At 45.3% G+C, this 12,007-nt stretch carries 10 protein-coding genes; 3 read left to right on the forward strand and 7 right to left on the reverse strand.

The window, feature by feature from the left end; all coding sequences use genetic code 11:
* Window positions 1–21 precede the first annotated feature (21 nt).
* From dnaX to DD616_RS13200, 4 genes are all read right to left on the reverse strand, one after another.
* Window positions 22–2,166 carry a DNA polymerase III subunit gamma/tau gene (gene dnaX, locus DD616_RS13185; RefSeq protein ID WP_208871778.1) on the reverse strand — a complete coding sequence of 715 codons (2,145 nt, stop codon included), beginning with the start codon at window positions 2,164–2,166 and terminating at the stop codon, window positions 22–24.
* A gap of 21 nt (window positions 2,167–2,187) precedes the next feature.
* Entirely contained in the window at window positions 2,188–2,733 is a 546-nt protein-coding gene (gene apt / locus DD616_RS13190) for an adenine phosphoribosyltransferase (protein ID WP_013857239.1), read from the reverse strand.
* A 157-nt stretch (window positions 2,734–2,890) separates the two neighbouring features.
* Window positions 2,891–3,256: a YbaN family protein gene (locus DD616_RS13195; protein ID WP_017044101.1), complete on the reverse strand. Its 366-nt coding sequence runs from the start codon at window positions 3,254–3,256 to the stop codon at window positions 2,891–2,893.
* Between the two features lie 331 nt (window positions 3,257–3,587).
* Complete coding sequence (locus DD616_RS13200; protein ID WP_017044561.1) at window positions 3,588–4,706, reverse strand: response regulator; 1,119 nt, start codon at window positions 4,704–4,706, stop codon at window positions 3,588–3,590.
* 256 nt (window positions 4,707–4,962) lie between these two features.
* On the opposite strand from DD616_RS13200, the gene DD616_RS13205 reads away from it, so the two are divergent.
* Window positions 4,963–5,838: a LysR family transcriptional regulator gene (locus DD616_RS13205; RefSeq protein ID WP_026027659.1), complete on the forward strand. Its 876-nt coding sequence runs from the start codon at window positions 4,963–4,965 to the stop codon at window positions 5,836–5,838.
* A gap of 61 nt (window positions 5,839–5,899) precedes the next feature.
* Here the strand turns inward: DD616_RS13205 and DD616_RS13210 are convergent, their stop codons facing one another.
* From DD616_RS13210 to fadI, 3 genes are all read right to left on the reverse strand, one after another.
* Complete coding sequence (locus DD616_RS13210) at window positions 5,900–6,448, reverse strand: NAD(P)H nitroreductase (RefSeq protein WP_208871779.1); 549 nt, start codon at window positions 6,446–6,448, stop codon at window positions 5,900–5,902.
* A 151-nt stretch (window positions 6,449–6,599) separates the two neighbouring features.
* Window positions 6,600–8,723, reverse strand: coding sequence for a fatty acid oxidation complex subunit alpha FadJ (gene fadJ / locus DD616_RS13215; protein WP_208871780.1), 2,124 nt, complete (start codon window positions 8,721–8,723; stop codon window positions 6,600–6,602).
* Window positions 8,723–10,030, reverse strand: coding sequence for an acetyl-CoA C-acyltransferase FadI (gene fadI / locus DD616_RS13220; protein WP_017044558.1), 1,308 nt, complete (start codon window positions 10,028–10,030; stop codon window positions 8,723–8,725). Before fadI ends, fadJ begins: the two co-directional genes overlap by 1 nt.
* A gap of 670 nt (window positions 10,031–10,700) precedes the next feature.
* Here fadI and DD616_RS13225 point away from each other — a divergent pair.
* Window positions 10,701–11,249 carry a sigma-70 family RNA polymerase sigma factor gene (locus DD616_RS13225; protein ID WP_088717986.1) on the forward strand — a complete coding sequence of 183 codons (549 nt, stop codon included), beginning with the start codon at window positions 10,701–10,703 and terminating at the stop codon, window positions 11,247–11,249.
* Window positions 11,242–11,967 carry a DUF3379 domain-containing protein gene (locus DD616_RS13230; RefSeq protein ID WP_017044335.1) on the forward strand — a complete coding sequence of 242 codons (726 nt, stop codon included), beginning with the start codon at window positions 11,242–11,244 and terminating at the stop codon, window positions 11,965–11,967. Before DD616_RS13225 ends, DD616_RS13230 begins: the two co-directional genes overlap by 8 nt.
* The last annotated feature ends 40 nt before the right edge of the window (window positions 11,968–12,007 follow it).

The following is a 12,007-nucleotide window of genomic DNA, read 5'->3' on the forward strand; positions in this document are numbered from 1 at the left end:
ACCCCACACTCGCTTAATTGATTAAATCGGCCGCACACTGTCGCGATCAAGTTCCGCATCAAAACGTCGCTTGAAGAACATTACGTGAGGGTCGGCCTCCAAGCTGTTCAATGCTTGCTCTAATTTGAGTTGGTAAAGACGCTCTCTAAGCTCCAATGGAGTCTCACCTTGCTCACCAATTGTCACGCTAAGGTGGCACTCTTCAGCTAATGTCTCATTGAGCGCTTCTAACAACTCGCTTTGTGCTTTATCGGTATTAAGATGGGCCTGACTTGGCCGCAGCACTAGCTCAATTGATGAGCCCGATTTGTGGTAGACAGAATTAAGTGCTAATTGTTCCACTAACTTGGCAATATCGAGCTGGTGGATCAGAGCTGCCCACTCATCTTGTTCTATCGATTCTGCAAGTAACTTTTCTGCCATCTCTGGCGTTTTAATATGTTCTAGCGCTTGCTTAATTTGTGTCGGTGTCAGCTCTGTTTTTTGTTGTTCAACCACCACAGGTTGCAGCGTTGGACGCCACTGATAAGGCTCGTTGTCCAAGGTTGGGGCGGCTTCAGGAGCGGATGTTGACAAAGGCGACACTCGAGCTGATTTTCCATGCGAGGCAACACGCTCAAGCACAGATTCAGATTTAGTCGATGCCGCATTAGGCTTTTTTGTCCCGTTGCTCTTTGTTTCATTCACTCCTTTTGCTGGCTGAGCAACCCCTTGGCGCTGTGAACGCAACTGGTGTCGCAGCCCTGCAATCGGTGAGGGACGTGGAGCTGAAGAAGGTGCCGGTGGTTGAGGAACTGGTGCAGGCTCATACGATTCTGGGGCATATTCCATTGCACTGGACATGTCATCATTCATATCCGCATAGCGGTTATCGTAATCTTGAACGATGCCATAATCAGGCTGAGTATCCTCATGCCTTTGTGGCTCATTAACCTGACTGTCCGATGCGGGAGCCACCGACGTTTGCTTAGGTTCAGTTAGAGGCGTTGCCGCGGATGCGGGTTGTAGTGAAGGAGTGCCGTGGCTTGGCACTGCGACATCTGAACTCACTTCAGTACTGAACGTATTCACCAACGATACAGAAGCCGGACGAAACGCCATCATACGTAGCACAATCATTTCCAGCCCCGTTCGAGCGGTTGGCGAGAGTGCTAAATCTTCACGCCCTTTTAAAGCAATTTGATAATAGAGCTGCACATCTTGTGGGCTCAGTGCTTTGCTAAGCAGTTGCACTTTCTCTGAGTCAGGTTGGGTTTTGTCCAGTGTTGCTGGCAACGCTTGATACATCGCAATACGGTGTAACTGCACCGCGAGTTGTTGTAGTAATCCATCCCAATCCACACCATTTTGTGCTAAATGTGCAACGCTATCCATCGCCGTTTGAGGCTGTTTACTGCTAATGGCTTGCAGTAAATGGAGTGCTTGATCTGTGTCTAGCGTGCCAAGCATTGGGGCGACTACATCGGCCATCACCTGGTTATTACCTAGTGCTATCGCTTGATCAGTTAAGCTAAGTGCATCACGCATACTGCCATCGGCAGCATGAGCGATCATTCTTAATGCTCTCGCTTCACAAGGGATCTGCTCTGCCGCTAAAACATGCTCAAGCTGATCGTGGATATTTTCAACACTGATCGGCTTAAGATGAAACTGTAAGCAGCGCGATAAAATCGTAACCGGCAGCTTTTGCGGATCTGTCGTAGCGAGCAAGAATTTCACATACTCAGGCGGCTCTTCCAACGTTTTAAGCAAAGCGTTAAAACTGTGGCGCGACAGCATGTGCACTTCATCGATTAAGTACACCTTGAAGCGACCGCGAGCAGGCTTGTACTGCACGTTATCAAGTAATTCGCGCGTATCTTCGACTTTGGTTCGTGATGCCGCATCTATTTCTAAAAGATCAACAAAACGGCCTTGGTCAATCTCTCGGCAAGTATCACATTGGCCACAAGGTGTGGCCGTAATACCTGTTTCACAGTTTAACCCCTTGGCAAACAAGCGACCAATCGTCGTCTTGCCGACACCACGTGTACCGCTGAATAAATACGCATGGTGCAATCTATTTTGGGCCAACGCATTTTCTAGTGCAGTTAAGACATGTGCTTGTCCCACCACCTCATTAAATTTTGTTGGTCGCCATTTTCGCGCTAAGGCAAGATAACTCATGAGTACGTCCAGTTGATTAGCTTAGTGACCTTCAAATTCACAAATACTATAAACGTTCAGGCCCAAACCTTGTAAACGTTTGTCTCCGCCAATTTCAGGCAGGTTGATGACAAAAGCCGCGTGCTCAACTTCACCACCAAGCTGGCGGATCAATTTAGTCGTCGCTTCAATCGTACCACCCGTTGCCAGTAGGTCATCCACCACCAGCACTTTATCACCTTGTTTGATCGCATCAACGTGAATTTCTAGTGTGTCAGTACCGTATTCCAATTCGTAAGATTGAGCTAACGTTTCGCGTGGTAACTTACCCGGCTTACGTACAGGTACAAACCCCAAACCAAGCTCTAAAGCCAATGGCGCACCAAATAGGAAACCACGCGCTTCTGTACCCACAACTTTGGTAAAGCCCATGTCTTTATATTTTTCGACTAATAAAGCAATGGTTGCTTGATAGGCTTTTGCATCCTCTAGCAGGCTAGTTACATCACGAAACAAAATGCCAGGTTTTGGGTAGTTAGGGATGCTTTGAATGCTCGATTTGATCAAAGAGATAGTTTCGGTTGTCATAACTTACATTTACTTAGATTGGCTCTTCATTTCTCACGATACATTTACGTATCAGAATGATAGAGCGTGAGCTCTCAGCAACATAGATAAGCCACAATATCTTAGCCGCTGAAAAAACAAACGCCCATTCGAAGAATGGGCACACTTCCCCATAATGCTAGTGATTTTCTTGTTGGTTAGCAACCTGCTCATGAGTGGGAAGTCGAATAAACCAAGTGATCAGGACCACAAGCATAGTAAACAACATAATTTTGAGCCAAAAGTGCGGGACAACCCAGATGGAAAAAATAAAGCTTAGAATAATCCACAAACATCCCCGTTGTTTCACTTGCCGCGAAACAGCGCCATGTTGCTGCCAATTATCCAGTATTGGGCCTAGCGTCTGATGTTGATGCAACCAAGCATGAAAACGAGGGCTACTTCGTAAGAAGCAAGCGCTAGCAAGGAGTATGAAAGGTGTTGTGGGGAGTAGCGGTAAGAATATGCCTATCACGCCTAACAGAAGGCAGAGCCCACCAGCCACCGTAAGAAGAAAATGACGAATATTGATGGTGAACTCCCAACGTACTATCCAACTCAGAAAGTTGAATAACCATTAAACACACGGATCCAAGTCAGTATTGCTGGCAATGTAGGGATCGAAAGTACGGCAATAAAGCCTAAAAAATAAAAAATGTTGTAAGGTTCTTTAAAATTCTGCTCTTCCATCATAACTTCTCTAGTGTTGGATGACTCCGTTCGTTTTGGCACCATAAACAAAGTTAATGTAACGTAAACGAATTGGGTGATTGTTGTTCTAGACGCGAACTATACCTCAAACAAATCACCGCAAACACCGACTAAAGATAAGGTTATTAACTGCTGCCACCTTGGTAAATATTGAGTTTGAAGCTACTCGAACCTAAGCGATTAGTTGATAGCTGACAAGTTGAGTTGATCGGTAAATCTTTAGTGATAAAGTTTTTTAAACAGTTCTGCCCAAGGCTAACACCCGCGGCAATATGTTGAGTTAAGTAGCCATTTGACCATTGACTGTCGAGCCCAGCCGGCAGGATAGAGAGTGTACCTTCGCTTAAATCCGCAATACCGAATACCGCGTTGATTGGATTAGCACACTCTGAGCATTCAATACCTTTTTCCAGTATGTCGGCAAGGTCTTTCAGATCGGCACTGAAGCTTTTTAAGTTGCGAAGATAATCGTGAAACAGAGCACGAACGAGCAATGTTGAAGCCACACTATTTTCATAATGGGCATCTGAATCGACCAAGTAAAAGGCAAACTGCCCGTTCATCAACCACGCATAGTCAAATACCAGCGGCATCACATCCGCCGATTGTAAAAGACGGTAACTACACTTCCAACTGCCTTGTGAAGTATCCTTTTCTGGTAATAACGCGTGCAGCAAATCTTTCGCGGTACTGGGGTTTTCTCGTAAATACTCCAGATGCCAATGCAACTCTTGTTCTTCTGGAATATCACCACCATCATCGACCCGGAACCATTGCGTCGAAAAATCACGCTGATCAGATAAACGGCTAAACGTATCTTCGAGCGTACTTTCTATTGCACTGCTTAAATACTGGTGGTTACCAATCGGTTTAGGAAGAAAATCCTTAACACCAAATCGCAGCACTTTTGCAACATCAGCCATTTCATCAGTTGCAGAGACCACAATCAGTGGCAGCGAGGGATACTCAAGGCTCACCTCCTCAACAAACTCAATACCGTTCAGTACTGGCATTGCTAAGTCACACACAACAAGGTCAGGCTCCGCATCTTTTAACTTGCGCAACCCCTCTAAGCCATTTTCAGCTTCAAGCACTTTATAACCTTGAGCCGACAAATAACCACTGGTTATTCGCCTAAAAATTGGGTCATCATCAACGAGCATGATCAGTTTTTGCTCGACGTGCTGATTATCTGAAGGTTTTTTCGCCAAGAACTCACTAGCCTGAATGTGAGATTTATACATAATCCTGCCTCACAATGCTTTTAAAAAGCAGTCATTTTATTGTTATAGGATAAATTGATAGGTTACTTTATAAAGTAGTCGCAAAATAAGATTTATACAAATGTTCCACTTTGTAACTCGGTTGCATACTATATATATGGGCTATGTATGGATTGTACGGAATGTTACTTTCGTCAAACAAGTTGATATGACTCAAGATTTGACAAATGATATACGTATAAATTACTCAAATTCGAAAAATAATGTGTCAGGAACAATGAAATTAGATGACCTAAACCTCTTTCGACTGGTTGTCGAAAATGGAAGCTATACCGCAACTTCTCGTAAAACAATGATCCCCGTTGCGACCATTACCCGACGCATTCAAGCATTGGAAGATTCTCTGAATCTTAGGTTGTTGAATCGCCATGCTCGAAAACTTTCGCTGACTGAAGCGGGTGAACGTTTTTTTCAAGAGTGCTCACCGTTGCTGCATCGCTTAGCTGCAACAGCAGAAGAGCTCACCGATGAATGTCGTGGCGCTTCAGGCAAACTAAGAATATCGTCACCATCTAATGTCACGAAACGCATGATGATGCCTATCTTCAATGCCTTCATGATGCAGTACCCAGATATCAACATAGAACTGACCACCAGCAATCAGGCCGATCAACTCGACCCAACCGAATGGGATGTCATTTTTAGAGTTGGCCCTCAACGAGACTCCAGCTTGATTGCGCGAAAAATTAATGAAGTGAAAGATGTGTTAGTCGCAAGCCCAGGGTATTTAGCGAAACACCCTGCACCAACTCATGCCGAAGAGCTCAGCAATCATTCATTATTGAAGGGATATCCTCTAGTAAAATGGCAGTTGACCAACAATAAAGGGGAATGCGTGGTCAATTGTGATACTGGTCGTTTTCAGGCCAACGCTTTAAACGTAGTGCGCAGCGCTTGCTCTGAGGGGCTGGGTATCACCTTAATGCCAGATGTGATGATTAAAGAATTTATCGAAGAAGGCAGCTTAGTCAGAGTACTGGAAGACTGGGTTTCCAACCCTCGTGATATTTATATGCTGTATAACCACAAGGATCATCTACCTGAAAAAGTCAGGCTATTTATTGATTTTGTGATTGCCTATCACATCCACTAGATTTTAGGTCCAGCATTGCTGGGCCATGAGTTATCGCAGCGGCAGATAGTCAATAAACTCGCTATAGAAACTCAATAAATTTACTCAAATCACGTTCAGGCACTTTCATTGGCGTGCACCCTGCAGTTCCTAGGTATAAGAAACCAACGATTTGATCGTCGCTCTTAGCACCTAATGCTTGCCGAACGTGAGAGTGGAACATCCAGCTTCCCGAACGCCAGAAACCTTGAAAACCTTGGGCTACCGCAGCCATTTGCATCGCTTGTACTGCGCATCCCGCAGAGAGATGCTGTTCAATCGCTGGTACCTTTTCATGCTCCGTTACTTTCGCGATCACTGTGATTACCATGGGTGCTCGAAACGGTGCATTTTTCGCTTTTTCTATCTCAGCATCACTGCCGCTATCCGCTCGCACAGCAGACGCCAAAATACCCGACAACTTTTGCAAACCCGCTCCCTGAGCAATCACGAAACGCCAAGGGGTTAAACCGCCATGATCGGGCGCTCGCAAGCCTGCTCTAATAATATTTTCCAAGACCAGACCTTCAGGTGCAGGCGATATGAGATTGGCGATTGAACGACGGTTAAGCAGCAACTCTAGTGCATCCATTTCGATTCCTTATTGATGATTTTCCATAATCTTATACCAAACTGAGAATAACTCGCATAAAGAGATGACCTCATTGGCTATAAATGAAAAAAAGCGAGGATATTCCCTCGCCTAATTTAAGCAAACATATGAATGAAAACAGCCGAGATGACTACGGATAAAAACGTGCTTCAACCCCAGCTCGAGTCAGTAGCCCATCACAAGGAGCGAATTTATCGCCATACTTCTCAGCATGTTGATTCATCATTTCCACTAATTTCTTGATACCAATTTGGTCTATGTAACGGAATGGGCCGCCCAAAAACGGCGGGAAACCGATACCGAAAATCGCACCAATATCGCCATCTCGCGCACAACGAATTACGCCCTCATCCAAACAACGTACGGCTTCATTCAGCATAAGTAGCACGCAACGCAGCGCGATCTCCTTATCACTCTGTTTGGCATCTGGCGTGATTTTCAGCAATTTATAGATAGATTTGTCGATTTCTTTTTTCTTACCTTTATAGGTATAGAATCCCTTACCACTTTTACGCCCTTTGCGATTGTCATTGAGCAGCAAATCAAATACGTCTGGTCCTTGAAAACGTGGGCCGAGTTCTTGCACTAGAATTGGCATGATTTTCGAGCCAACATCAATGCCCACTTCGTCCAATAACGTGATAGGGCCGACTGGGAAACCGAAATCGAGTAAAGCCGTATCTATCTTTTCAATCGACTCACCCGCCATCAGGATCTGCGCCGCTTCATTCATGTAAGGTGCAAGGATACGGTTAACATAAAAACCAGCGCAATCTTTGACCACAATCGGTGTTTTGCCCTGTTTTTTCGCCAAGGCCACCACTGTGGCTATCGTCTCTTGCGATGTGGTTTGATGAGGGATCACTTCCACCAGAGGCATTTTTTCAACAGGACTGAAATAGTGCAATCCAATCACATTCTCTGGACGCGCCGCCTTCGCTGCAATTTTCTGGATTGGAAGCGAAGAAGTATTCGTCGCAAAAATGGTGCTGGTTTTGGCATTCGCTTCAACATCAGCCACCATTTGCTGCTTAAGCGTGAGATCTTCAAATACCGCTTCAATGACAACATCGATATGCTGATAGCTGGTAAAATCAATCCCGCCAGACAATTGCGCCATTTTTGTTTGCATCTGCGCTTTGGATAAAATGCGACGCTTGCGCTGTTTATCGAATAATTTGTAGTTGTAATTGAGCGCGTTTAATACCCCATCATTCGAAACATCTTTGATTCGTACGGGAACCTTGGCTTTTGCAACGCTAACATGGCTGATCCCTGCCCCCATTAAACCACCGCCCAATACGCCGATACGTTTCACGGTTTGAGGTTTTGCGTCGCTGCCCGTCTCTTTTTTCATTTCTGTGGTGGCAAAGAAAATCGAGCGCAGTGCTTTGGATTCCGAGCTCATCACCAAATCACCAAATCGCTTCGCTTCAAGCTCTAACCCGGCTTTAAAACCACGATCTAAACCGTGGCGGATCACCTCTAAAATCGCGTCTGCAGCTGGGTAATTACCTCGTGTTTTTTGCTTAGTCTTTTTAGCGGCCTGATCAAAAATTAATTTGCGACCAAGCTGCGTATGAGAAATTAATTTCTCTTTGGTCGACGTATTGACCTGATGACGTTTTTTCCCAGAATTATCGAGCACATACTTCTTGGCCACATCCAGCAAGATAGTCTCTGCTACGCAAGCATCAATAACACCCAGCTGTTTTGCTTTTTTTGCGCGCAGCTGTTTACCCGTCAAAATCAAGTCAAGAGAAGGTAACAAACCAATCAAACGCGGCAACCGCTGCGTTCCACCGGAGCCTGGCAGCAAGCCTAATTGCACTTCGGGCAAACCCAAACGCGTGATGTCCGCGTCGCTGCACACCCGGTAGTGACAAGCCAGCGCCAGCTCTAAACCACCACCTAAGCATGGGCCATGAATCGCGGCAACCACTGGGAATGGCAAATCCGATAAGGTTTGAAACATCTCCTGACCTTGCTTGGCCAATGCTTGTGCTTCGCTGGCCGATTGGCAAGCGTTCAGCATACGGACATCCGCTCCAGCAATGAAATTATCTGGCTTAAGCGAGTGAATCACCATCCCCTTTAGGCTGGTTTTTTGAGCCTCCAAGGTCGCAAAAACCTCTTGCATCTCTTGGGCAAACGCCGCTTGTAGCGTATTCATTTTTTCGCCGGGAACATCAATCGCCAGCCACGCAATATTTTGTTCATCAATCGTTAAATGAAAAGCTTTCTCTGTGCTCATTATTCAACCTCCAAAATCATTGCCGCGCCCAAACCACCCGCTGCACAAGCGGTATTCAGCCCTAAACCACCACCACGTCGTTTTAGTTCACGCAGTGTTTGTGTGATCATGCGTGCACCCGTCGCCGCAAAAGGGTGACCATACGCAATAGAACCACCTAGCACATTAAATTTATCCATATCAATTTCGCCAATCGCTTTTGCTCGACCAAGATGTTCCTGTGCAAACTTATCACTGGCGAACATTTTCATATTAGAGAGGGTTTGCGCGGCAAACGCTTCATGCATGTCAATCAATGTGAGATCGGAAAGCTCAATACCTGCACGTTGTAAGGCTAACGGTGTCGCATAAGACGGTCCCATTAACATATCGTGTTCAACACCAATCGCTGAAAAAGCGTAAGAACGGATATAACCCATAATCTCCAAACCAAGCTCTTTAGCACGGCCTTCACGCATTAATAGAATAGCGGCAGCGCCATCGGTGAGTGGTGTGCTGTTGGCGGCCGTCACGCTACCATATTGCCTATCAAACGCTGGACGTAACTTGGCATAACCTTCCAGAGTCGAGTCATGACGAATATTGTTATCTTCAGCGATCCACTTTTTATAGGGCTCTGGGAATGCCGTCATGACTTCGCCTTGGATTTTGCCCTCTTTCCAAGCTTGTGAAGCTAGAGAGTGAGAACGATGTGCCAAAGCATCTTGATCCAGTCGGCTTATGTGATGAGATTTTGCCATCTGCTCAGCCGTTTGCCCCATCGAAAGGCCCGTTGAATATTCAGCGACCGCGGGGGGGACTGGCATTAAATCTTTAAAAGATAATGATTTTAAGATACTGAGTTTCTGAGCAACGGTTTTGGTTTTACTTAAAGCGAGTAAGCTAGCGGCTAATTTTTTAGACACTCCAATCGGCAAAACGGAAGACGAATCGGCACCACCAGCCATACCAATATCAATCGTGCCAGCCATTATGCTTTCAGCCACATTCACCGCCGCCTGAAAACTGGTAGCGCACGCTCGTGTGACGCTGTACGCATCGGTATGGATGCTCATTCCTGTCCCTAAAACGATCTCACGCGCGATGTTTGGTGCCTCAGGCATTTGCACGACTTGTCCAAAGACGAGTTGTTCGATCAATTTAGGATCGAGTTCCGTTCGCGCAAGCAGTTCACTCACCACCATCTTGCCTAAATCGACTGCAGGAACTTGACTAAATTCGGTACTTTGACGCGCAAAAGGGGTACGCAACCCCGCGACGATAGCCACACGCTCACCAGAGCGCGTTTTGACTTCCTGTTTGCCCATTGTTTCTCCTTAGAATAGAGGTCTGACCTGGCACATTGTAACGAGGTTGTTAAAACAATCAAACAAGTGTTTAAATAAACGTGATATTCGCATCGAATCGAAGAAAGTAATGTAGGTAAAGGAGATGGATAATCACTTAATCTTTAAATGAATAATGGAGTTATACCCAAACAACTTGGAGTTGCAGGTAGGCGGCAAGTGAGTGAGTCCCAATAAGCATAGGCAAACGAACGTAGCCAACACCGCTGCGGCTTCAAGTAGGAAGGGTATATAAGCAAAAAAAAACCACACAATAATGTGTGGTCGGAATATATAAAGCAATTAACTTACGCCAATTGAAATAATCAGTTTCCTGATTAGGAGAAAGTAAAGTCAGCCTTCAAAAGGAAGTGTCATCTTGCTCAACATGTTAGTCGCAATGACTAACGAGATGACAAGGTGTACTATAGCCACTTCGTGCTATGAGATTTTGAAGTAGATCAATTTTATATTGATTTATTCCATACTATGAAATTAAAAAGCCGTCGACGCTTGAATTGATGTTACCGAACAACTTGAACGGATCGAAAGCGAACGAATACGCGAAGCGTTCATCGCAAGACGACCATAAAATGGCCTAAACAAAGAAGAAATCACAGAGCAAACGGAGACTCATGTGTCGATAATAACCATGTTTGGAAAGAAAAAGTCCAGCAGCCCGGTCAATAGTAATATTGACAGACAGAGAAAATATGAAACGCTTGTGCGTGCTTATCACCGAGATCTTTTTCGTTATGCCTATTGGCTATGTAAAGATAAAAGCATTGCTGAAGATTTAGTCCAAGAAACCTGCTTGAGGGCTTGGAAATCTCTCGATAGTTTGCTCGACGAGAAAGCGGCCAAATCGTGGCTTATAACTATTCTTCGTCGCGAGAACGCGCGCCGCTTTGAGCGCAAGCAGTTTGAGTTGGTCGATATTGATGACTACAGCGGTGACGTAAAAGTCAACGATGATCCTCATCATCAACAAGAGTGGTTGCAGGCACAGATAATGAAGCTGGATATTGAATACCGCGAACCTCTTTTCCTACAAGTCATTGGTGGTTTTAGTGGTGATGAAATTGGCGAGATCCTCGAACTCAATAAGAACACGGTCATGACTCGTCTGTTTCGAGCTCGTAATCAATTAAAAGAACAATTGGATTCATCAGAAGCGTATAAGGGGCAGCAAAATGGATGAATTAGAATTTCGCCGCCGAGTTATGTCCGATCCAAAACAGCATGACCAAGAGATTATCCAAGCGGCATCCACTAGTGATACTAATCGTCAGTTCCTAGAGGACATATTGAGCTTAGATGCAACGATTGCTACTGCAATGAATGTAGACGTGCCTGACGATCTCGCAGACCGTATTCTATTTAGTCAAACCACAATGGCAAGCAATGTCATCCGACCTACTTTTGCCAAGCAAGCGATGACATTGGCTGCATCGATTGCTTTTGTGTTTGGTTTATTGGTTGGCCAAATCAATTGGCGAAATGTGCTCATTCCACCGGCGCAGGCAAGCCTAATGGACACCGCCATCAAACACGTCATTGATGAAGAAGGCTTTGTCAACCAACTGGATGAACAAGTGAATTCAACGCAGATCAACGCCAAAATGCTGCCATTCGCTTATCAGTTAAGCAGTAACTTCCCTTACCACGTTTATTACCTAAACCACTGTGGTTTTGGCAAGGCAAACGCTCTGCACATGGTTTTTCAAGGTGAAAGCGGGAAAGTGACGCTCTTTTTCACAGGCATTGCCAGTGAACAAGCCGTGAACTTTAATGAGCAAGGCATGGCAGGAATCATCGAACCCGTCGGTGATGCTAGCCTGATCCTTGTCGGTGAAAATGGCGAAGATGTCACGAACATCGCTAAAAAACTAATGCCTATGCTAAAACCTTCCCATTAAAACCATTCCTGGCCTGTATATAATGCGGGCCAGGTTCCCT

The organism is Vibrio anguillarum (assembly GCF_003390515.1).
GTDB lineage: Bacteria > Pseudomonadota > Gammaproteobacteria > Enterobacterales > Vibrionaceae > Vibrio > Vibrio anguillarum.